We start from the raw sequence: 21,875 nt of genomic DNA, 5'->3' as shown, positions 1-21,875 counted from the left end.
CAAGAGTTCCTCGTCATGTCGGAAGGTCAGTTACTAGGTGAGGGGCTGTAGAACTCGAACGCGTTGCCAGGCACGCACGTGCCGCCCACGCAGATCGTGTAGCCAGGAGACGTGCTGAACGAGATCGCGTCGACCCGTCCGCCCCCACCGAAAACGCGAGGTACGGGGTCGCTGACCACTCGAGCGTCGATGCCCACAGACGCCCAGTACTCTGCGACGCGTTGAGCGTCCGCGGCGGGATTGGCCCGTTCGGTTACCGCGTATCCGCCGTGGTTGAAGGCGACTCCTTCCTTGCCATCGATCTCACACTGCTGAGGCAGGGGCACGTCGTCGCGGTCGAGAACCCAATCCGACGCACCCGAGGCTGCGATCGTCGCTTGAAGGATCTCGAGCGTCTGTTCGCGTGCTTCTTCCGGACTCATTGCGGCTTCCTTCGTCGAGCAGCCCGATAGGGCGAGCACGGTCGCAAGGAAGAGAGGCAGCGCACTTCTTCGCCAGATCATCGGCGAGGTCAGGCCGGCTTCGACGCGCGGATCGTGTAGCTCAGCGGCATGACGGACGGCTGCTCGGTGAGGGCGTATTCGCCGTCGGCGCGCAGGGTCATCCGGCCGGGGAGGGCCTCCCACGGCACACTGTCGTGCTCGATGAGCGCGTCGAGCCGCAGGCCACGGTCGAGCAGCGCCGTGACGATCTCGCCGAGGCTGCGGTTCCACTCATACGTCCGGGTGGACTGCAGCGGCGCGGACACCTCGACGTACGTGCTGTCGTCATCCCACTCCAGCGGGGCGGGCTGCTCGAAGTACGGGAACGCGAGCGTCAGCCCCGGGAGAGTCTCGTTCATCGACCACAGCACCGGGTGCCCCTCGCGGATGTGCAGCGTGCCACCGGGAGCCAGCAGATCCGCGACCACACCGGCCCATTCCGTGATCGACGGCAGCCAGCACAGCGCCCCGATCCCCGTGTAGACGAGGTCGAAAGCGCCCCCCGGGAGGATGTCGAGGGCATGCGCGACGTCCGATCGGACGAAATCGACGGCATCCCCCGTCTCGGCCACGAGCCGGCGGGCTTCCGCGACGGCGTTCTCCGAGAAGTCGAGGCCCGTCACCCGGGCGCCGAGGCGGGCGAGCGACAGCGTGTCCGTGCCGATGTGGCACTGCAGGTGCACGGCCCGCTTCCCCGTGAGGTCGCCGAGCAGCGGCTGGTCGAACCGCACGACATCGCTCAGCGCGTCGCGGTCCTCCACGTAGCGCAGCACGCCGTAGCCGGATCCGTCGCGGGCGGCGTGCAGGGTGGCGCGCTCGTTCCAGTTGGCGCGGTTCGCATCGAGGTACTCGGTGGTCATTGCATCCCTTCCGACGGCACAGCCTTGCGACGATACACACGTGGATGCCAGGGTGCCAGGCTGCGCCCTCGGATCGAAAGGTCGCCGTGACCGCGCGTGACGCGGGCCTGTGCCGGTGTCGGAGGGCCGGGTTAGCCTGGCGGCATGTCGGGCAGTGTGTACGTGATCCATGAGAACCCCCAGTGGCTTCCCCCGTTCCAGGCGGCCTTCGAGGCGGAAGGGGTGCCGCTGGAGGAATGGCTGCTGACCGACGGAGCGATCGACCTGACCGTCGAGCCTCCGGAGGGCGTGTTCTGGTCACGGCTCAGCGCCTCCGCGCACACGCGCGACCACGCCGCGAGCAAGGAGTACGGCCGTGCGGTGCTGCGCTGGCTCGCCTCGTGGGGTCGAACGGTCGTGAACGGCGCCGACGTTCTCGAGCTCGAGGTCAGCAAGGTGGCGCAGCACGCCGCGCTCCGGCACGCGGGCGTCGAGGTTCCGCGCACGACGGCCGTGTTCGGCACCGCGCAGCTCGCGGCGAAGGCCGAGGAGTTCGAGGCGCCGTTCATCAGCAAGCACAATCAGGGCGGCAAGGGCCTGGGCGTGCGCCGGTGGGAGTCGCACGCCGAGTTCGCGGCGTGGGTCGACAGCGCCGACTTCGAACCGTCGCCCGACGGCATCACACTGCTGCAGGAGCTGCTGGTCGCTCGCGCGCCGTTCATCACGCGCGCCGAATTCGTGGGCGGCCAGTTCGTCTACGCCGTGCGGGTCGACACGAGCACGGGCAGTTTCGAGCTGTGCCCGGCCGAAGCGTGCGCGATCCCCGGTGCCGACGGCATGGAGCCCGAGCCGCTGTTCCGCCTCCGCGACGACGTCGACCCGGCCATCATCGACCGGTACCTCGCCTTCCTCGCCGCCGAGGGCATCGGCGTCGCCGGCATCGAGTTCATCGAGACGCGTGACGGACGCACTGTCACCTACGACGTGAACACGAACACGAACTACAACCCCGACGTCGAGGCATCCGCTCCCCGTTCCGGGCCGCGCGAGATCGCGCGGTGGCTCGGGGCACTGCTTCCGCACGAGGCGGTGGGCGCGCGTGGCTGAGCCCGCTGAACCCCACCGCGCCTGGGACGGCTTCGGCTTCGCGACCCGCCAGGTGCACGCCGGCGAGGTCGAAGACCTCACCCACGGCTCGCGCGTGACGCCCGTGCATCTCTCCGCGGCCTACCGCTTCGTGTCGTTCCAGGAGGCGACCGATCGCTTCGCGGGCGCCGACCTGGGGCACCTGTACTCGCGCAACCTCAACCCCACGAACCAGGTCGCCGAGGCGCGGCTCGCGTCGCTCGAGGGCGGAACGGGCGCGCTCGTCGTCGGGTCGGGGCAGGCCGCCATCACCGCGACGTTGCTCGGACTCGCGGGCGCGGGCGAGCACATCGTGTCGACGGCCAGCATTTACAGCGGCACGCGTGTGCTCTTCGACCGCACCTTCGCGCGCCTGGGAGTGACGGTCGAGTACGTCTGGGATCCCGACGACGACGCCGAATGGGATGCCCTGATCCGGCCCGAAACGAAGGCCATCTTCACCGAAACGCTGCCAAACCCCAAGAACGACGTCGTCGACATCGCTCGCGTCGCACGGATCGCCGAGCGCCACGGTCTGCCGCTCGTCGTGGACAACACGATCGCGACACCGTTCCTCCTGCGACCGATCGAGCACGGCGCGCACATCGTCGTGCACTCCGCGACGAAGTTCCTCTCCGGCCACGGAGCCAACCTCGCGGGAGCGGTCGTCGACGGTGGGACGTTCGACTGGGCCGCCGCCTCCCGTCCGTATCCCGGGATCACCGACACCGCGATCGCCGGACACCCCTCGTACGTCGACGCCTTCGGCCCCCGCGCGTTCGAGCTGTACCTGCGCTTCGGGATCGCCAACGACACCGGCCCCGCGCTGTCGCCGCTGAACGGCTTCCTTCTGCAACAGGGCATGGAGACGCTGTCGGTGCGGATGCGTCAGCACGTGGCATCCGCTCGCGAGATCGCCGAGTGGCTCGATGGCCACGAGCTCGTCGAGAGCGTCGACTTCGCGGGACTCCCCTCCCACCCGCAGCACGCGCTCGCCGTGCGCGACTACGGCGGGCTCACCGGCTCGGTGTTCTCGTTCACCGTGCGCGGCGGACGCGACGGAGCGGAGCACTTCTTCGACGCGCTGCGCCTGTTCAGCCGCATGACCAACATCGGCGACACGCGCTCGATGGCGCTGCACCCCGCGACCACGACCCACCTCGGCTTCACGCAAGAGGTCCGCGACCGCCTCGGCATCCACGACGGGCTCATCCGCCTGTCGATCGGACTCGAGGATGCCGCCGACCTCATCGCCGACCTCGACCAGGCGCTCCGCGCGGCGGTGTAGGTCAGGCGCGGGAGCTTCGCGCCCTGACGTGTTCGCCGGTTGAGTGTCCAAGACACGCCGATGCCGCGGCCGTGCGTCCGCGTGTTCTGGACACTGAACCTGCCGTGCGGCATCGAGGGCGCGTGAACCCGGGCCTCCCCCGGTGGTCCCGTCCCGTTGAGTGTCCAAGACACGCGGATGCCGTGGCATCCGGTCCGCGTGTTCTGGACACCGAACCCGCGAGCACAGCCTCGGAAGGACCCGCGTCAGGCGTCGCGCAGCGCCTCGAGCCGACGCACGCGCGGGATCACGTCGGCGGCGAACCGCTGCAGCTCGGACAGGTGCGGCGAGAACTGCAGCAGCAGCGTCGAGACGCCGACGTTCGCGAACTCCACGATGCGCTCGGCCACCTGATCGGGCGTTCCGACGAGGTTCGGGCGCAGGCCGCGGTTGGAGACCGAGTACTCCTTGATGTCGACCTGGGTGTCGAGCTTCGACTTGCTCACGAAGTCCTGGTACGAGCCGTACGCCGCTCCCCCGCGCACGTCGGTGATGCGGTCGATCTCAGCCTGAGCCTCTTCTTCGGTGTCACGGACGATGCCGTACGCCGCCATCCCGAACGCCTCGAACGGGGTCGCGCCGGCCTCGGCGCGGCGACGTCGCATGTCGGCGACCTTCGCCTCGAGCTCGTCGAGCGTGCCGCCGTGCGTCAGGTACGCGTCGGCGAAACGCGTGATCGAGGTACGCCCGGCCTCGCTCTCACCGCCGGCGTACAGACGCGGAATCACGCGGGGCTTCGGCTCGAGGAACGTGCCCTCGGTGCGGTAGTACTCCCCCTCGTAGGCGAACGGTGTCTGCGTCCACAGGCCGCGGAGCACCTCGACCCACTCGATCGTGCGCGCGTAGCGGTCGTCATGGGCGCTGAACAGCCCGTCGTACTGCTTCGCCTCCTCGGCCCACCACGCCGACACGACGTTCAGCGTGAAGCGTCCCCCGCTGATCTCGTCGATCGTCGCCGCCTGCTTCGCGGTGTGGAACGGGTTGTGGAACCCCGGGCGCACCGCCGCGAGCAGCTCCAGCTTCGACGTCACCGCCGCGAGTGCCGCGGTCACCGCCCATGCGTCGAGCGACGGCGCCTCGACGCCCTTGATGTCGTTGAGGTTCAGCTCCGGGATGAGCGTGAGGTCGAACCCGCCCTCCTCCGCCGCCCGCGCGATCTCCGCGACGTGCGCGAACGTCACGGGCGTCTGCTCGTCGTCGACGTTACGGAGCCACCCGCCGAAGATCGGGGTCCAGTAGCCGAAACGCACGCGCTGGGGGGAGGTCATGGCATCCATCCTCACCCGGTCGAACGGCGTGTGTCGTCATGCGAGGACACGGTCCGTCACATGTCGTTGACCCTCGACGAGGGCAGTGCGACGGTAGCCGGGTTCCGATCCGCGAGGAGAACCCCATGACCGACATCGCCCCCACGCACGAGCCCCTGAAGTTCGCCTACTGGGTTCCCAACGTCAGCGGCGGGCTCGTCATCAGCTCCATCGAGCAGCGCACCGACTGGGGTCTCGACTACAACGTCGAGCTCGCGCGGACGGCGGAGCGCGTCGGGTTCGAGTACGCGCTGAGCCAGGTGCGGTACGCCTCGAGCTACGGCGCCGCGCAGCAGCACGAATCCACGTCGATCAGCCTCGCGCTGCTGCTGGCCACCGAGAAGCTCAAGGTCATCTCGGCCATCCACCCCGGGATCTGGCATCCGGCGGTCCTGGCGAAGTTCATCAACACCGCCGACCAGTTCTCGCACGGTCGCGCCGCCGTGAACGTCGTCAGCGGCTGGTTCAAGGACGAGTACACCGACCTCGGACTCGAGTGGCTCGAACACGACGAACGCTATGAGCGCGCGGCGGAGTTCATCCAAATCCTGCGCGGTCTGTGGACGCAGGAGAAGTTCTCGTTCCACGGGAAGTACTACGACATCACCGACTTCACGCTGCGCCCGTTCCCTTACGAGGTGCCGGGACGCGCGCACCCCGACATCTTCCAGGGCGGAAACTCCACGGCGGCGCGGTTCAACGGCGGCGCCTACGCCGATTGGTACTTCTCCAACGGCAAGGACTTCGACGGCTTCACCGAGCAGTACGACGACGTGACCCGTATCGCGGCTGAACACGGCCGCCGCACGCGCTTCGGCCTCAACGGCTTCGTCATCCAGCGCGACAGCCGAGCCGAGGCGGAGGAACAGCTGCGCGAGATCATCGCGCACGCCGACGGCGGCGCCGTCGAGGGCTTCCGCAAGAGCGTCCAGGAGGCGGGCAACGCCACCGCCGACAAGAAGGGCATGTGGGCCGACTCGACGTTCGACGACCTCGTGCAGTACAACGACGGCTTCCGTACGCAGCTCTTCGGGGATGCCGAGCAGATCGCCACGCGGATCATCGAGTACAAGAAGCGCGGCGTCGACCTGTTCCTCCTCGGGTTCCTCCACTTCCAGGAGGAACTCGAGCGATTCGGCGAGATCGTGATCCCGATCGTGCGGGAACTCGAAGCCGACCTCGCCCGCACCGGCGACCCGATCGGCGTCGCGCGGGGCTGACGCTCCCCGTTAAGTGTCCAAGACACGCGGATGCCGACGACCTCGGTCCGCGTGTCTTGGACACCGAACGCCCGTGGTACCGCCGCCGCCCGCTGAGCGGCGCCCGTGACCCCCAGTGTCCAAGACACGCCGTATCGACCTCGCGTCATACGGCGTGTCTTGGACACTCGACCGGGCGTGCGACACCACCGACAGCGTCTATGCCCCGTCGAGCATGTGTTGCGCGGCGGCGGTCTGCGCACGGAGCGCCTCCGCCAGTGCCGCTACGGCGGGGATCCGCAGGGAATCCGGGCGAACGATCATCCAGTACGGGAGGCGTTCCGCGACGAAAGTGGGCAGCAGACGGACCAGATCCGGATGCCGATCGGCGGCGAAACACGGAAGCATGCCGATTCCGGCACCTACGCGTGTCGCTTCGACGTGGACGAAGACGTTGGTCGACGTCACCCCGTCGCGCATGCGCGGCACCAGCCGCCGCGGAAGGTCCAGCGCCTCCACCTGCAGCATCGAGTCGACGAAATACACCAAGCGGTGCTGCTCGAGCTCGGCGAGGTCGCGGGGCGTGCCCTCGCGCTCGAGGTACTCCCGCGAGGCGTACATTCCGAGCGTGTAGGTGCCGAGGCGCGTCGCGGTGCCGCGGGAGGTCTGCGGCTCCCCCACGACGACCTCGAGGTCCAGACCGGGCCGGTGGAGCGCCGCACGACGTTGCGTCGCCACGATTTCGACGGACAGCTCCGGATGCCGCTGCCGTAACGCCGCGATCGCGGGAGCCGCGACGTAGGCGCTGAAGCCGTCCGTCGCCGACATGCGGACGACGCCCGAGACGGGGTCCGGCTCCTCCTCCCCGCCGGACAGCCGCGACATCGCGGCCTCGATGCGCCCCGCGGTCTCGACGGCGTGCTTGCCGAGGGTCGTCAGTTCCCAGCCGCGGCCCGACGCGGCGACGACCCGTCCGCCGAGCGCATCCTCCAGGGCGGCGATGCGCCGCGCGACGGTGGTGTGATCGACGCCGCGCACCTGCGCGGCCGCGGTGTAACGGCCGGTGCGCGCCACCGCGAGCAGCATCAGGAGATCGTCGGCGCGGACGTTCGTGGCATCCATGTGTGCAATTCTGCACACCCGACCCGCACGTCTGGGCATTGCCGCAAAATCGACCGCACCGCAGACTCATCACCGGATGTCACCGTCGACACCGAAGGAGCAGCATGGAATCCCCCGCCGCCGCGCAACGCAGCGCCTCCCCTGAAATCTCGACCAGCAAGATCCGCCGCGTCGTCGCCGCCTCGATGGCCGGCACCGTCGTCGAGTGGTACGAGTTCTTCCTCTACGCCACGGCCGCGAGCCTGGTGTTCGGCACGTTCTTCTTCCCGTCGTCGGGCTCGCCGCTCGACGGGATCATCGCCGCCTTCGTCACGTACGCCGTCGGCTTCGTCGCCCGCCCCCTGGGCGGCATCGTCTTCGGGCAGATCGGCGACCGTTTCGGCCGCAAGCCGACGCTGCAGGCGACGATCATCATCGTCGGCGCCGCGACGTTCCTGATGGGATGCCTCCCCGGCTTCGCCTCCGTCGGGTACTGGGCGCCCGCGATGCTCGTGGCCCTGCGCTTCATCCAGGGCTTCGCGGTCGGCGGTGAGTGGGGCGGCGCCGTCCTGCTCGTCGCGGAGCAGAGCCCGAACCGCTCGCGCGCGTTCTGGGCGAGCTGGCCGCAGGCGGCGGTCCCGGTCGGCAACCTGCTGGCCACGACCGTGCTGCTGGTGATGTCGTTCATCCTCGCCCCCGCCGCGTTCCTCGACTGGGGCTGGCGCGTCGCCTTCTGGCTCTCGGCCGTGATCGTGCTGGTGGGGTTCTACATCCGCACCCACGTCGAGGAGGCGCCGATCTTCCTCGAGGCCAAGAAGCAGGTCGAGCAGGAGAAGGCGACCTCGTTCGGTGTCGTCGAGGTGCTGCGCCGGTACCCGAAGGGCGTCGTGCAGGCCATGGGCATCCGCTTCGCGGAGAACATCGTCTACTACATCGTCGTGAGCTTCTCGATCGTGTACCTGAAGTTCGTGCACTCGTACGACACGAGCCAGCTCCTCCTCGCGCTGCTGATCGCGCACGTCATCCATTTCGCCGTGATCCCCCCACTCGGCCGCCTCGCTGACCGCATCGGCCGCAAGCCCGTGTACCTCGCCGGCGCGATCCTCAGCGCGACCTGGGCGTTCTTCGCCTTCCCGATGTTCGACACGCTCAACCCCGTCGTCATCGTCGCCGCCGTGGCGCTCGGCCTGGTGTTCCACGCCGGCATGTACGCGCCCCAGCCGGCGGTCATGGCCGAGCTGTTCCCGACGCGCATGCGTTACTCGGGCGTCTCCCTCGGTGCCCAGGTCACCGCGATCCTCGCCGGGTCGCTCGCCCCGATCCTCGCGACGCAGTGGCTGCGCGACTTCGGGTCGTGGCTGCCGGTGGCGATCTACATCGTGGTGGCCTGCGTGGTCACGTCGGTCGCCGTACTGTCGCTGAAGGAGACGCGCGGAATCTCGCTCCGCGACATCGACGCCGCCGACGCCGCGCGGGGGAAGTAGGAATCATGACCATCGACCTCAGCGGACGCCGCGCCCTCGTCACCGGCGGTGCCAGCGGCATCGGTGCCGCGATCGCGCGGGCGTTCGCCGAGGCCGGAGCCACCGTGACGGTCGCCGATCTCAACGCCGAGGGCGCTCAGGCTCTCGCCGACGAGATCGGCGGCCGCGCCTGGGCGGTCGACCTCTCGGACACGGGGGCACTGGCCGACCTCAGCCTCGACGTAGACATCCTCGTCAACAACGCCGGCATCCAGCACGTGAGTCCGATCGAGGAGTTCGCCCCCGAGCGGTTCTCGTTCATGCTCCGGCTGATGCTCGAGGCGCCGTTCCTCCTCATCCGCGCGGCTCTTCCCGGGATGTACGAGCGGGGGTTCGGACGGGTGCTCAACGTCTCGAGCGTGCACGGTATACGCGCATCGGCATATAAGTCGGCGTACGTCACCGCGAAGCATGGACTCGAGGGCCTCTCCAAGACCACGGCGCTCGAGGGCGGTCCGCGCGGGGTCACGAGCGTCTGCATCGACCCCGGGTACGTGCGGTCGCCGCTCGTCGAGAAGCAGATCGCGGACCAGGCGCGGGCGCACGGCATCCCGGAGTCCGAGGTGCTCGAGACGGTGCTGCTGAAGGATGCCGCGATCAAGCGGCTCGTGGAGCCGTCTGAGGTGGCGTCGCTCGCGCTATGGCTCGCGGGCCCGGATGCCGCGATGGTCACCGGCACGAGCTACGTGATGGACGGCGGCTGGTCGGCGCACTGACCGGCGGCCCGCGGCCCCTACCGCAGCAGCCCTGCCCCGACCCCACACCGCCGCCGGGAGCGCTCCCGCCCGGAACATCTCCGCCGCCGAATCACGCAAACCGGAAGATATCCGAGGTTTCGTTATCGTAAAAAGACGGTCCAATAGTTGGTGTGTGGCCTGCTGACGACCAAGATGTCCGAAGGACTGCGGCATCTGTCGCGATCGACACTTCACAGCAGAGGTAACTCAATGGCACTGCACACCAGTGGTCGAGGCCGTCTCGGTCTCGCACTCGGCGCCCTCGGCGCTTCGGCCCTCGTCCTGGCGGGCTGCTCCGCCGGCGGCGGCGACAACGGCTCCGACAGCGGCTCCACCGACCCGCTCGTGGTCGGCACCACCGACAAGATCAGCTCGATCGACCCGGCCGGCTCGTACGACAACGGCTCGTTCGCCGTGATGAACCAGGTCTACCCCTTCCTCCTCAACAGCCAGTACGGCACGTCGGACGTCACCCCCGACATCGCCGAGTCGGCCGAGTTCACCTCGCCGACCGAGTACACGGTCAAGCTGAAGTCGGGCCTGAAGTTCGCCAACGGCCACGACCTCACGTCGTCCGACGTGAAGTTCTCGTTCGACCGCCAGGTCACCATCGCCGACCCCAACGGCCCGTCGTCGCTGCTCGGCAACCTCGACAGCGTCGCGACGCCCGACGACACCACCGTCGTCTTCACGCTCAAGAACGGCAACGACCAGGTCTGGCCGCAGATCCTGTCGAGCCCCGCAGCTCCCATCGTCGACGAAGAGGTCTTCTCGGCCGACGCCGTGACGCCCGATGACACCATCGTCGAGGGCAAGGCCTTCGCGGGTCAGTACACGATCGAGTCGTACAAGCTCAACGAGCTCATCTCCTACGCGCCGTACGCCGACTACGAGGGCTCGCTGCCCAAGCCCGAGAACGGCGGGATCTCGGCGAAGTACTACGCCGACGCCTCGAACCTCAAGCTCGACGTGCAGTCGGGTGCGATCGACGTCGCGTTCCGCAGCCTCAGCGCGACCGACATCGCCGACCTGTCGTCCAACGACGCGGTGAAGGTCGTCGACGGCCCCGGCGGCGAGATCCGCTACATCGTCTTCAACTTCGACACGATGCCGTTCGGCGCCACGACGCCCGAGGCCGACGCGGCCAAGTCGCTCGCGGTGCGCCAGGCCGCGGCCGACCTGATCGATCGTCAGGCCATCGCGACCGACGTGTACAAGGACACCTACTCGCCGCTCTACTCGTACGTTCCGCAGGGTCTCGCCGGCGCCAACGAGGCGTTGAAGGGTCTCTACGGCGACGGCAGCGGCAACCCGGACGCGGCGAAGGCCAAGGCGACCCTCGAGGCCGCCGGAGTCCAGACGCCCGTCACGCTGAACCTGCAGTACAACGGCGACCACTACGGCCCCTCGTCGGGTGACGAGTACGCCGCCGTCAAGGCGCAGCTCGAGAAGGACGGCCTGTTCACCGTCAACCTCGCGCAGACGGAGTGGGTGCAGTACACCAAGGACCGCGTCGCCGACGTGTACCCCGCCTACCAGCTCGGCTGGTTCCCGGACTACTCGGATGCCGACAACTACCTGACCCCGTTCTTCTCGGCGGACAACTTTGTGGGCAACCACTACGACAACGCCGAGGTCCAGCAGCTGCTCACCGACCAGGCGACGCAGACCGACAAGACGACGCGCGAGCAGGAGATCGGCGACATCCAGGACAAGGTGGCGGCCGACCTGTCGACGCTGCCGCTGCTCCAGGGCAAGCAGGTCGCGATCGTCGGCGCGAGCGTGGAGGGCGCCGTCCTCGACGGATCCTTCAAGTTCCGCTACGCCCCGCTGCACAAGTAATCGACGGGCGGGTGCCCGGTCCCTCTCGGGGCCGGGCACCCGCCGCGTTCCTCCCCGTTAGGTACTCATGGCCACCGCCGTCGACGCCCCCGTCATCGCCGCGCCCGTCGCCCCCAAGGGTGGCGGTCTCTGGCGCTACATCCTCGTCCGCCTCCTGCTGATCATCCCGACGGTCTTCATCCTCGTGACCGTCGTCTTCCTGCTGATGCGGGTCACCGGCGACCCGATCACCGCCGCCCTCGGCGGACGCCTCCCCCCGGAGCAGTTGGCCGAGCGCATCGCCGCGGCCGGATACGACCGCCCCCTCTTCATCCAGTACCTCGAGTACATCGGCGGCATCCTGCGCGGCGACTTCGGCACCACGCTGACCGACAACCGTCCGGTCCTCGGCATCCTGCTGCAGTACGGCTCGGCCACCCTCGAGCTGGCGATCTACGCGCTGATCGTGGCCCTGCTGATCGGCATCCCGTTCGGCCTGCTCGCCGCCTACCGCCGCGACCGCTGGCCCGACGCGGTGCTGCGCATCGGCGCGATCCTCGGCTACGCCACCCCGATCTTCTTCGTCGGCCTCCTGCTCAAGCTCGTGTTCTCGGTCTGGTTGAGCGTGCTGCCGGTCGCCGGCCGCGCGAGCACCCGCACCGAGTTGAAGCTCCAGGGCCTCGACAACCCCAGCGGCATCTATCTCCTGGATGCCATCCGCCTCGGCGACGGTGCCGCGGTGGGCGACGTGCTCACCCACGCGATCCTGCCGGGTCTGGCGCTCGGCATCCTGACCGCGGGCATCTTCCTGCGGCTCGTCCGCACCAACGTCATCGGCACGCTCGGCGCGCAGTACGTCACCTCGGCGCGGTCGCGCGGCGTGGGGGAGTACCGCCTCGTCACGAAGCACGCGTACCGTCCCGCGCTGATCCCGATCATCACGGTCATCGGCCTGCAGATAGCGCTGCTGCTCTCGGGCGCGGTGCTCACCGAGACCACGTTCGAATGGAAGGGTCTCGGCTTCATGCTCAGCGAGTACCTGAAGGCGCGCGACTTCGTCGCCGTCCAGGGCATCGTCGTCATGATCGCCGTGCTCGTGGCCTTCACGAACTTCCTCGTCGACGTCATCGCGGCGATCATCGACCCGCGAGTGAGGTACTGACATGACGGATGCCACGACCCCCGCGGTCCTGACCGCACGCAAGGTCCCGCTGCGCGACCGCTTGCCGGTCATCTCGCACCTGCGCCGCAGCGTCGGCCTCCAGCGCACCATGCTCGTGATCGGCCTGATCATCACCACCGTGTTCGTGCTGACGGCGGCGCTCGCGCCGATCCTCGCGCCCTACGGCTTCTCGCAGCAGGAGGCGGGCGGGACGAAGTTCGGCACGCAGCAGGCGCCGAGCGCGACCAACCTGCTCGGCACCACGGTCGGCGGGTACGACGTGCTGTCCCGCGTGATCTGGGGTGCGCAGACGGCGCTGCTGGTGATTCTGTGCGCGATCGCGTTCTCGATCTTCCTCGGCATCTTCCTGGGCCTGGTCAGCGGCTACTTCGGCGGCTGGATCGACCGCGTCCTGGTCGTGCTGTGCGACGCGATCTACGCGTTCCCGTCGCTGCTCCTCGCGATCGTCATGTCGATCGCGATCACGAAGGGGCAGTCGACCCTGTGGGGCGGCATCCTCGCCACCGCGATCTCGATCACCGTGGTGTTCGTGCCGCAGTACTTCCGTGTCATCCGCGCCGAGGTCGTGCGCGTGAAGGCGGAACCGTTCGTCGAGTCGGCGCGCGTGATCGGTGTGCCGACGGCGCGCATCCTGCTGCGTCACGTGCTGCGCAACTCCACGCGTTCGCTGCCGGTCGTCGTGACGCTGAACGCCTCGGAGGCGCTCCTGACCCTCGCGGGTCTCGGCTTCCTCGGCTTCGGCATCGAGGCCACGGCCGCCGCCGAGTGGGGCTACGACTTGAACCGTTCGGTCAGCGACGTCACCAGCGGCATCTGGTGGACGGCCGTCCCGCCGGGCGTCGCGATCGTCCTCGCGGTGCTCGGCATCACGCTCGTCGGCGAGAGCCTCAACGACCTCAGCGACCCGCGGCTCCGCACGCGCCGCCGCGCCGGACGTGCTCCCGCGCCCGTCACCGTGGTCGACCCTGCCCCGGCTCCGACCTCGGCGACCGCCGCTCCCGCCGGGCCGCCGGCATCCACTTCCTCCGAGGGGAGCCCCTCATGACCGGCACCACCGCGCCCGTCGCCCGCATCGACGACCTGCGGGTCACCTTCGCCACCGACGGCGAGCCCGTCGCGGCCATCAACGGCATCTCGCTCGAGGCGCACGCCGGCGAGGTGCTCGCGGTCGTCGGCGAGTCCGGGTCGGGCAAGACCGTCACGGCCAACACGCTGCTGGGGCTCCTGCCCGAGACGGCGACGCTGTCGGGGGCCGTGATCGTCCGCGGCCGCGACGGCGACGAGACCGACATCGTCCACGCGACCCACGCGCAGCTGCGCGCGATGCGCGGACACGACGCGGCCATGGTGTTCCAGGAGCCGTCGACGGCGCTGAACCCCGTCTACACGGTGGGCTGGCAGATCGCGGAGGGCCTGCGCGCCCACGGCAAGCTCTCGAAGAGCGAGGCGAAGACGCAGGCCGTCGACATCCTGCGCCGGGTCGGCATCCCCGACCCCGAGAAGCGGGTCGACGACTACCCGCACCAGTTCTCGGGCGGCCAGAAGCAGCGCGTCGTGATCGCCATGGCGCTCGTGCTCAACGCGGGCCTCATCATCGCCGACGAGCCGACCACGGCCCTCGACGTCACCGTGCAGGCCGAGATCCTCGATCTGCTCCGCACCTGCCGCGACGAGTTCGGCGCGACCATCGTGCTCATCACCCACAACATGGGCGTGGTCGCCGACCTCGCGGACCGCGTCGTCGTGATGTTCCGCGGCGACATCGTCGAGCAGGCACCCGTGCGCGAGCTGTTCGCCGCTCCGCAGCAGCAGTACACGCGCGAGCTGCTCGCCGCCGTCCCGCACGTGGGTCGCGGCAAGAGCGCGCAGCAGTCGCTCTCCACCCCCGCGCCGACCGCGCCGCCCGCGGGCAGCCTCGTCGTCGCCGAGAAGGTCGAGATCGGGTACCCGGGACGCTTCGGCACGACGGGCGTCATCGCCGTGAAGGGCGTCGACTTCTGGATCGGCCCCGGTGAAGTGCTCGGTCTCGTGGGGGAGTCGGGCTCGGGCAAGACCACGATCGGCCGCGCGATGGTGGGCCTCACCTCCGTCGTCGGAGGGTCGCTGAAGGTGCTCGGCACCGAGATGCGCGGCGCGAAGCCCCGCACGCTCGCCAAGACGCGCCCCGACATCGGCTTCGTCTTCCAGGACCCGGCGACGAGCTTCAACCCCCTCCTCACAATCGCGGAGTGCATCGCCGAGCCGCTGCTCGTGCACCGGCGCGCGTCCGGAGCCCGCGCCGCGCGTGCGCGCGTGGACGAGCTCCTGGATGCCGTGCAACTCCCGACCGCGTTCGGCGACCGGTATCCGCACGAGCTGTCGGGCGGCCAGCGTCAGCGCGCGTCGCTGGCCCGGGCGCTCGCGCTCGACCCGAAGCTGCTCATCGCGGACGAGCCGACCTCGGCGCTCGACGTGTCGGTGCAGGCGCGCGTACTGCAGCTGTTCGCGCAGCTACAGCAGGAGTTCGGATTCGCGTGCCTCTTCATCAGCCACGACCTCGCGGTCGTGGACGAGGTGGCCGACCGTGTCGTGGTGCTCCGCCAGGGCGTGATCCGCGAGCAGGGCACGACGGTGCAGGTGCTCACCGAGCCCCGCGACGACTACACGAAGCGGCTGCTGGCCTCCCTCCCGGTGCCCGACCCGGTCGCGCAGGAGCAGCGTCGCGACCTCTGGCGGTCGACGCGCGGCTGACGCGCCGCGCGCGCCCCGCGCGCCGCGCGCCGCGCGCCGCCGCGTGAGTCGCCAACATTTGTCGCCTGCCGGGCCGCCGAGGCGACAAATTCTGGCGACTCACGCGGGGGGTATGGCGGGCTAGCGCAGGAACGTGTCGGAGATCACGGTGAACAGCCACCAGCCGATCGCCAGCACCGCGATCACGCCGCCGACCCACGAGAAGCCGCGGCGCAGCCGGCGTCCCTCGCGCGCGACGCCGGCGGGCGGGGGAGTGAGCAGCGGAATCCCGGATGCCACGGGCGCAGCAGCCGCGGGCAACCGTTCGTCGCGCCACCGCGCCCACTGGCCGAGCTTCTCGTCGATGGCATCCACTGTGCCGAAAATCCACTGCCACACCGCCGGGTCGAGGGTCGACAGCTCGCGACGCGCGTAGAGGAAGAGGCGGTCGTCGACGATCTCGACGTCGAGGGCGGCGGCGTTGTCGATGAACCGCGCCATGACGTCGGGGGTGAAGAGGTACAGCGCGTCGCGCTCGTACCCGGTCGGGCAGTACAGCGCGAAGTGCTGGTCGAAGTCGCCCTCGAGACTCAGGCGCTGGTCGCGCGAGAACGTCGTCGGGAGGTTCGACACCCCGAACAGGCCGTTGTTGCCCACGGCATCCAGGACGATGTGGGGGAGCGGGGTGTCCAGCCGCAGCATCACGTACGCCCATCGGTGCGTCTGCTCGTTCTTGCCCGACCCGGTCTTGTACGTGTAGTTGCCGACCTCGACCCAGCGCGGGCGCGGACCGTGGATGACGTCGGTGGCTTCGCGGGAGTGGCCCTCGCTGAAGATCATGCCGGGCAGGTCGGGCTTGGGCACGGTGGGGAACCACGTCAGCCCGTTGGCTTCCGCGAAGTGCGCGAGCCGGTAGCGGCGGGTCGCACGGCCGCGGAAGAGCACGACCAGCGCGTACGCGATCAGCACGATCACCGCGACGAAGAACAGCAGGAAGGCGATGCCGATCGGATTCGGGCGCCCCTCGTCCGCGAACAGTCCGAAGCTGACGACCGTGGCCATGAGCGACGCCGCGACGAGCAGGATGCCACCCACGACGACGAACCCGACCGTGGTGACCACCACGCTCGTGAGCTTCCCCTCGCGGCGCAGCTGCGCGGTGAACGCCCGCACCTCCGCGCGGGAGACCGGTTGCGTCAGGGCAGAGGTGTCCAGCGTCGAGCCGCTCATGGCCCCACGCTACCGAGAGCGGCGGGGAAGCTCGATTCCCGCTGCGGGGTGGCATCCGTTAGACTACGAAGGTTGTCTGGCGACGCCCATGCGCGTGTAAGCCCGAGACGACGTGCACCACACCCTCCTGCTGCCGGGAAATGCCCGTCAGCCGTTCTAGTCCGAAGGAGGTGGGTTAGTGACGCACCAGTACGAACTCATGGTCATCTTCGACCCCGAGATCGACGAGCGCCAGGTCGCTCCGAAGCTCGACGGGTTCCTCAAGGTCATCACCAACGATGGGGGAACCATCGAGAAGGTGGATGTCTGGGGACGCCGCCGTCTGGCCTACGAGATCAAGAAGAAGAACGAGGGCATCTACGCCGTCGTCGACTTCACCGCCACGAGCGAGGCCACGCAGGAGCTCGACCGCCAGCTGAAGCTGAGCGAGCAGATCATGCGTACCAAGGTCCTCCGTGCGGAAGAGGCCATCGCGCAGGTCGCCGCCGAGGCGAAGCGCTCCGAGGAGAAGGCTGCCCGCAAGGCCGCCGCTCCCCGCAAGGTCGAGTCCGCCGAGAAGGCTGCGAAGTAACGACGATGGCCGGCGAAACCGTCATCACCGTCGTGGGGAACCTCACGGCCGACCCTGAACTGCGGTACACGCAGAACGGGCTGCCCGTGGCGAACTTCACCATCGCGTCGACCCCCCGCACGTTCGACCGTCAGGCGAACGAGTGGAAGGACGGCGAGGCGCTCTTCCTGCGCGCCTCGGTGTGGCGCGAATTCGCCGAGCACGTCGCCGGATCGCTGACGAAGGGGTCCCGTGTCATCGCGACCGGCCGCCTGAAGCAGCGCTCGTACCAGGACCGCGAGGGCAACAACCGCACCTCGATCGAGCTGGAGGTCGACGAGATCGGCCCCTCGCTCCGCTACGCGACCGCGCAGGTCACCCGTGCCGCCTCTTCGGGCGGCGGCGGTGGCGGCGGTCAGCGGGCGCAGGTGCAGCAGGGCTCCGACGAGCCGTGGTCGACCCCCGGGTCGAACCAGGGCGGCGGCGCCGATGCGTGGAGCACTCCCGGTTCCTACGGAGACGACACCCCGTTCTGATCTCGCTACGCCTCACGGCGTGACGACCCCCGAAATTCCGGATGCCGAGCCCGGACGCCGCAAGCGCCCCCGGCATCCGAATCCACACGAAAGAAGGAAGCATGGCTGGAAAGGCCACTGGCGACCGCCGCAAGCCGCGGAAGGGCGCGAAGAACGCAGCCCCCGCGAAGGCGATCCGCGTCGGCGTCATCGACTACAAGGACGTCCCCACCCTCCGCAAGTTCATCTCGGAGCGCGGCAAGATCCGCGCCCGTCGTATCACCGGTGTGTCCGTGCAGGAGCAGCGTCTGATCGCCCGCGCCATCAAGAACGCGCGCGAGATGGCTCTCCTGCCCTACGCCGGCGCCGGCCGCTAAGGAGCACCCGATGGCAAAGCTGATTCTCACGAATGAGGTCACCGGGCTCGGTAGCGCCGGTGATGTTGTCGAGGTCAAGAACGGGTACGCCCGTAACTACCTCATCCCGCAGGGCTTCGCCGTGTCCTGGAGCCGCGGTGGCGAGAAGCAGGTCGCGTCGATCCGCGCCGCTCGCGAGTCCCGCGCGATCCACGACCACGAAGAGGCCGTGGCCCTGAAGAACACGCTCGAGTCGAACACCGTCAAGCTGGCCGTCAAGGCCGGTGCCGAGGGTCGCCTGTTCGGTTCCGTCAAGACGGGCGACGTCGCCGACGCGGTCAAGGCCGCCGGTCTCGGTGAGCTCGACAAGCGCAAGATCCAGATCACCTCTGCGATCAAGTCGGTGGGCGAGCACGAGGCGACCGTTCGCCTCCGCGACGACCTCACCGCCGTGATCACCCTCCAGGTGGTCGCCGCGAAGTAATTCGCGTCTGAGAACGGCCCCGGTCCCGCTTCGGCGGACCGGGGCCGTTCTGCGTTGGGGCTAGGCCGCGGCGTTGGCTGCGGTGCTTCGGCGGGCGCTGGGGTTGCTGCGGTTTGGGGTTTGGGGTTTGGGGTTTGGGGCGCGATTCGTCGTTTGGGGCGTGGATTCCTCCGCCCCAATGCGCGGAATCCGCCCCAAACGGGCTGTGCTTCGGCGTCAGGGGGCACGGCTCGGCGACCCGAACGAGGAAGGTGACGCGGCCTCGCGACACGCGGCCGTCACACCGCGTCCCTAGGCTGGGCGGCATGACCGTCGATCGCGCACCCGAGCGCCCGCGGGTCGTGCTGTACTCGGCATCCCTCGTCGTCCCGATCACCGCCCCGCCGATCGTCGAGGGGGCGATCGCCGTCGCGGGCGGGCGCATCCGGCACGTCGGCGACCGCGAGTGGGTGCGGCACGAGCTGCGCCAGCGCGGCGTCGACTTCGACGAGGTGCACTGGCCCGGCATCCTGACGCCCGGCCTCGTCAACGCGCACTCGCACCTCCAGTACACCGGCATGGCCGAGGTCGGGCGCGGCTCCTACACCGGGTTCGAGGACTGGGCCGCGGCCTTCCAACCGGTCTACGAGTCGGGCCTGGATTGGGCGATGGATGCCAGGGCGGGCGCCGCGCAGATGATCGCCGCCGGCACGACCGCGGTGGCCGACATCGTGACCGACGTCGAGGCGGCATCCGCGTTGCATGACGCCCGTCTGCACGGCATCACCTACTGGGAGGTGATGAGCTGGACCAACGCCGCGTGGGCCGAGCGGGGGAGGGCCGAGGTCGAGGCGCGGCTGGACTCGCTGCCGTCGCCGCCCGGAACCGGCCTGTCGCCGCACGCGCCGTATTCGCTCGACGTCGAGCCGCTGCTGGAGATCCCCGACATCGTGCGCGAGCGGGGGAGCCGGCTGCACATCCATCTCGGCGAGGCCGCGTTCGAGCGCGAGCACGGCGAGGCGCTGCCGTGGCGGGAGCGGCGTCCGGCGAGCTTCCAGGCCCTGCGCGACGAGGGCTTCGGCACGGGAGCGACGGAGTTCGTCGACGAGCTCGGCGTGCTCGGGCCCGACTGCCACATCGCCCACGGCGTCTACATGACGGCGCGCGACCGGTCGGTGCTGCGGCAGCGGGGGACCACAGTGGCCCTTTGTCCGCGGTCGAACGCCGTGATCGGACTCGATGAGCCGCCCGTCGCGGCGTACCTCGTGGAGGGCAACGCGATCGCGGTCGGCACCGACTCGCTGTCGTCGTCTCCGTCGCTGGATCTGCTGGGCGACGTGGCCGCGCTGCATCGCCTCGCGCGGCACCAGGGCTACGCCCACCGCGACCTGTCGGCGCTGCTGCTGCGCGCCGCGACGCTCGGGGGAGCCCACGCCATGGGACTCGACACCGGGCCGCAGCGCACCGGCTACCTCGCCGTGGGTGCCGTGGCCGACCTCGCGTTCTTCGACATCGACGTGGCCACCGCCGACGACATGATCGAGCGGCTCGTGGTCGACGGCGCCGGGCGCGCGGCCGCGACGTTCATCGACGGCGAAGTGCGCTTCGCATCCCCCGCTTTCACCCGAGAGACCGGAGTGTCCCGTGACTGACGACCGCCCCACCACCGCCCGGCTGCTCGACCTCGAGCAGCACCCTGAGGGCGGATGGTTCCGCCGCATGTGGACCGGCACGTATGCGGTCGACACTCCCGCGGGTGCGCGCCCCGCGGCGACGCTGATCCACTACCTGCTGACCCCGGGCGAGCACAGCGCGTGGCACGTCGTGACGAGCGACGAGGTGTGGCTGTGGCACGGACCGGGGCGGCTCGAGCTGTTGTTCGGTGGCGACGGGGCTGCGCCTTCGGATGCCGTTCCGGTCGTCCTCGGCGCGGACCTCGCGGCGGGGGAGAGGCTGCAGGCGACCGTCCCCGCGGGCGTGTGGCAGTCGGCGCGTCTCGTCGACGACGCCGAAGCCGTCGTGAGCTGCCTCGTCTCGCCGGGGTTCAGCTTCGAGGACTGGCGCCTCGCCGACTGAGGCGCCGCGCGGCGCGTTCGGCCCGCGGTGCGTTCGGGCCGCGGCCTCGGAGGCCATGCTGACCCGCGGGAGCGGAGGAGATTCGGCGGAGGGAGGATGCCGGAGGGGCTTTCGATCCTCCGGTGGCCGATTGTCCTCCCATCGTGTGGGGTGTGGCCGTGGTGGCGGCGTCGTGTGGTGGCGGCATCCTGCGGCGGCGGCTCGGCTGACCCGCGGGAGCGGAGGATATTCGGCGGGGGGAGGATGCCGGAGGGGCTTTTGATCCTCCGCTGGCCGAATCTCCTCCGCTCGTATGGGGCGCGGCCGCGGCGTCGAGCGGTCGACCGACCCCGGACACGCCGATCACCGGATGCCATGCCCCCAATGAGTCACGGCATCCGGTGCCCCGTCGGGAGAGGCCGAAGCCCCTGCCCAAGGGGTGTCAGGCAGTGAGGCGACGGCGGATGACCAGCGCCCCTCCGAGGGCGAGCAGGAGGAGAGCTGCGGTGAGCAGGCCCCACACCATGCCGCCGCTGACTCCGGTGACGGCGAGCGAACCCTGAGCCGCGGCCGTCGACGACACCGCCGACGCCGACGACACGGAGGCGACCGAGCCGGTCACGCCGGGCGTGCCCGGGGTGCCGGGCGTTCCGGGGGTGCCCGGGGTGCCGGGGGTGCCGGGGGTGCCCGGGGTGCCGGGGGTGCCGGGGGTTCCCGGGGTTCCGGGGGTGCCGGGGGTTCCCGGGGTTCCGGGGGTGCCGGGCGTTCCGGGCGTTCCGGGCGTACCCGGGGTTCCGGTCTCCGAACCCGTCGTGGTGCTGTCGCCGATGACCGACACCGCGTTGCCGCCGATGGTGACGGGCAGGTTGATCGGGATGATCAGCTGGTTGCCGCCGAGGATGCTGTCGGTGCCGTCGGTGGTGACGTCGCCGATCAGGCCGCCGGAGCCGCCGCCGGTGGTGGTGGCGTCCTCGGAGGTGCTGTCGCCGATGCCGGAGACCGCGTTGCCGCCGATCGTGACGGGCAGGTTGATCGGGAGGATCGCCTGGTTGCCGCCGAGGATGCTGTCGGTGCCGTCGGTGGTGACGTCGCCGACGCCGCCCGTGGAGCCGCCGCCGGTGGTGGTGGCGTTCTCGGTGTGGCTGTCTCCGATGCCGGACACGGCGTTGCCGCCGATGGTGACGGGCAGGCTGATCGGGGCGATCAGCTGGTTGCCGCCAGCGAGGCTGTCGGTGCCGTCGGTCTCGACGTCGCCGACGCCGCCGCCCGAGCCGCCGCCCGAGCCGCCGCCCGAGCCGCCGCCGGTGGTGGTGGCATCCTCGGTGTGGCTGTCTCCGATGACCGAGACGGCGT

The 21,875-nt window shown here is 69.8% G+C and carries 20 protein-coding genes and 1 pseudogene; 15 read left to right on the top strand and 6 right to left on the bottom strand.

Going from position 1 to position 21,875, the window contains the following annotated elements:
* Positions 1-26: 26 nt before the first annotated feature.
* On the bottom strand, positions 27-422 hold the full coding sequence (locus QM517_RS14745) for a hypothetical protein (RefSeq protein ID WP_283288437.1): 396 nt from the start codon (positions 420-422) through the stop codon (positions 27-29).
* 89 nt (positions 423-511) lie between these two features.
* Positions 512-1,342 (bottom strand): class I SAM-dependent methyltransferase, encoded by an 831-nt coding sequence (locus QM517_RS14740; protein WP_283288435.1) that lies wholly within the window; start codon positions 1,340-1,342, stop codon positions 512-514.
* Positions 1,343-1,486: 144 nt separating this feature from the next.
* Here QM517_RS14740 and QM517_RS14735 point away from each other — a divergent pair, with 144 nt between their 5' ends.
* Both QM517_RS14735 and QM517_RS14730 read left to right on the top strand, forming a co-directional pair.
* Complete coding sequence (locus QM517_RS14735; RefSeq protein ID WP_283288433.1) at positions 1,487-2,428, top strand: ATP-grasp domain-containing protein; 942 nt, start codon at positions 1,487-1,489, stop codon at positions 2,426-2,428.
* Positions 2,421-3,734, top strand: coding sequence for an O-acetylhomoserine aminocarboxypropyltransferase/cysteine synthase family protein (locus tag QM517_RS14730; RefSeq protein ID WP_283288431.1), 1,314 nt, complete (start codon positions 2,421-2,423; stop codon positions 3,732-3,734). Before QM517_RS14735 ends, QM517_RS14730 begins: the two co-directional genes overlap by 8 nt.
* Positions 3,735-3,979: 245 nt before the next feature.
* On the opposite strand, the gene QM517_RS14725 is transcribed toward QM517_RS14730, so the two are convergent.
* On the bottom strand, positions 3,980-5,041 hold the full coding sequence (locus tag QM517_RS14725) for an LLM class flavin-dependent oxidoreductase (protein ID WP_283288429.1): 1,062 nt from the start codon (positions 5,039-5,041) through the stop codon (positions 3,980-3,982).
* 125 nt (positions 5,042-5,166) lie between these two features.
* Between QM517_RS14725 and sfnG the strand changes: the two genes are divergently transcribed.
* Positions 5,167-6,300 (top strand): dimethylsulfone monooxygenase SfnG, encoded by a 1,134-nt coding sequence (gene sfnG, locus QM517_RS14720; protein WP_283288427.1) that lies wholly within the window; start codon positions 5,167-5,169, stop codon positions 6,298-6,300.
* 198 nt (positions 6,301-6,498) lie between these two features.
* Here sfnG and QM517_RS14715 read toward each other — a convergent pair whose 3' ends face one another.
* Complete coding sequence (locus QM517_RS14715) at positions 6,499-7,401, bottom strand: LysR family transcriptional regulator (protein ID WP_283288425.1); 903 nt, start codon at positions 7,399-7,401, stop codon at positions 6,499-6,501.
* A gap of 104 nt (positions 7,402-7,505) precedes the next feature.
* Here QM517_RS14715 and QM517_RS14710 point away from each other — a divergent pair, with 104 nt between their 5' ends.
* The 6 genes from QM517_RS14710 to QM517_RS14685 all read left to right on the top strand — a co-directional run bounded on the left by QM517_RS14710 (position 7,506) and on the right by QM517_RS14685 (position 15,374).
* Positions 7,506-8,864 carry an MFS transporter gene (locus QM517_RS14710; RefSeq protein ID WP_077051092.1) on the top strand — a complete coding sequence of 453 codons (1,359 nt, stop codon included), beginning with the start codon at positions 7,506-7,508 and terminating at the stop codon, positions 8,862-8,864.
* A 5-nt stretch (positions 8,865-8,869) separates the two neighbouring features.
* Entirely contained in the window at positions 8,870-9,619 is a 750-nt protein-coding gene (locus QM517_RS14705) for a 3-hydroxybutyrate dehydrogenase (RefSeq protein ID WP_283288422.1), read from the top strand.
* Between the two features lie 231 nt (positions 9,620-9,850).
* Positions 9,851-11,482 (top strand): ABC transporter substrate-binding protein, encoded by a 1,632-nt coding sequence (locus QM517_RS14700; RefSeq protein WP_283288420.1) that lies wholly within the window; start codon positions 9,851-9,853, stop codon positions 11,480-11,482.
* Positions 11,483-11,549: 67 nt separating this feature from the next.
* Positions 11,550-12,623 (top strand): ABC transporter permease, encoded by a 1,074-nt coding sequence (locus QM517_RS14695; protein WP_077051095.1) that lies wholly within the window; start codon positions 11,550-11,552, stop codon positions 12,621-12,623.
* A gap of 1 nt (position 12,624) precedes the next feature.
* The gene (locus QM517_RS14690; RefSeq protein ID WP_283288417.1) at positions 12,625-13,689 is read left to right on the top strand and encodes an ABC transporter permease; all 1,065 of its coding nucleotides are present in this window, start codon (positions 12,625-12,627) and stop codon (positions 13,687-13,689) included.
* Positions 13,686-15,374: a dipeptide ABC transporter ATP-binding protein gene (locus tag QM517_RS14685; protein ID WP_283288415.1), complete on the top strand. Its 1,689-nt coding sequence runs from the start codon at positions 13,686-13,688 to the stop codon at positions 15,372-15,374. The genes QM517_RS14690 and QM517_RS14685 overlap by 4 nt, the downstream gene beginning before the upstream one ends.
* 120 nt (positions 15,375-15,494) lie before the next feature.
* Here the strand turns inward: QM517_RS14685 and QM517_RS14680 are convergent, their stop codons facing one another.
* Positions 15,495-16,583, bottom strand: a complete 1,089-nt coding sequence (locus QM517_RS14680; RefSeq protein ID WP_283288413.1) for a hypothetical protein — start codon at positions 16,581-16,583, stop codon at positions 15,495-15,497.
* A 178-nt stretch (positions 16,584-16,761) separates the two neighbouring features.
* Between QM517_RS14680 and rpsF the strand changes: the two genes are divergently transcribed.
* From rpsF to QM517_RS14650, 6 genes are all read left to right on the top strand, one after another.
* Positions 16,762-17,154 carry a 30S ribosomal protein S6 gene (gene rpsF / locus QM517_RS14675; protein WP_022879872.1) on the top strand — a complete coding sequence of 131 codons (393 nt, stop codon included), beginning with the start codon at positions 16,762-16,764 and terminating at the stop codon, positions 17,152-17,154.
* 5 nt (positions 17,155-17,159) lie between these two features.
* The gene (locus tag QM517_RS14670; RefSeq protein ID WP_077051099.1) at positions 17,160-17,669 is read left to right on the top strand and encodes a single-stranded DNA-binding protein; all 510 of its coding nucleotides are present in this window, start codon (positions 17,160-17,162) and stop codon (positions 17,667-17,669) included.
* A 101-nt stretch (positions 17,670-17,770) separates the two neighbouring features.
* On the top strand, positions 17,771-18,025 hold the full coding sequence (gene rpsR / locus QM517_RS14665; RefSeq protein ID WP_055832386.1) for a 30S ribosomal protein S18: 255 nt from the start codon (positions 17,771-17,773) through the stop codon (positions 18,023-18,025).
* Between the two features lie 10 nt (positions 18,026-18,035).
* Positions 18,036-18,488: a 50S ribosomal protein L9 gene (gene rplI, locus QM517_RS14660; RefSeq protein ID WP_077051100.1), complete on the top strand. Its 453-nt coding sequence runs from the start codon at positions 18,036-18,038 to the stop codon at positions 18,486-18,488.
* A 305-nt stretch (positions 18,489-18,793) separates the two neighbouring features.
* Positions 18,794-20,119, top strand: coding sequence for an amidohydrolase family protein (locus QM517_RS14655; RefSeq protein ID WP_283288407.1), 1,326 nt, complete (start codon positions 18,794-18,796; stop codon positions 20,117-20,119).
* Complete coding sequence (locus QM517_RS14650; protein WP_283288405.1) at positions 20,112-20,543, top strand: cupin domain-containing protein; 432 nt, start codon at positions 20,112-20,114, stop codon at positions 20,541-20,543. The genes QM517_RS14655 and QM517_RS14650 overlap by 8 nt, the downstream gene beginning before the upstream one ends.
* A 421-nt stretch (positions 20,544-20,964) precedes the next feature.
* Here the strand turns inward: QM517_RS14650 and QM517_RS14645 are convergent.
* A pseudogene (locus QM517_RS14645) lies at positions 20,965-21,875 on the bottom strand (chaplin family protein); the annotation flags it as partial.

This window comes from Microbacterium sp. IEGM 1404 (genome assembly GCF_030056775.1).
Classification (GTDB): Bacteria; Actinomycetota; Actinomycetes; order Actinomycetales; family Microbacteriaceae; genus Microbacterium.
This window is presented reverse-complemented; position numbering and strand designations above follow the sequence as displayed.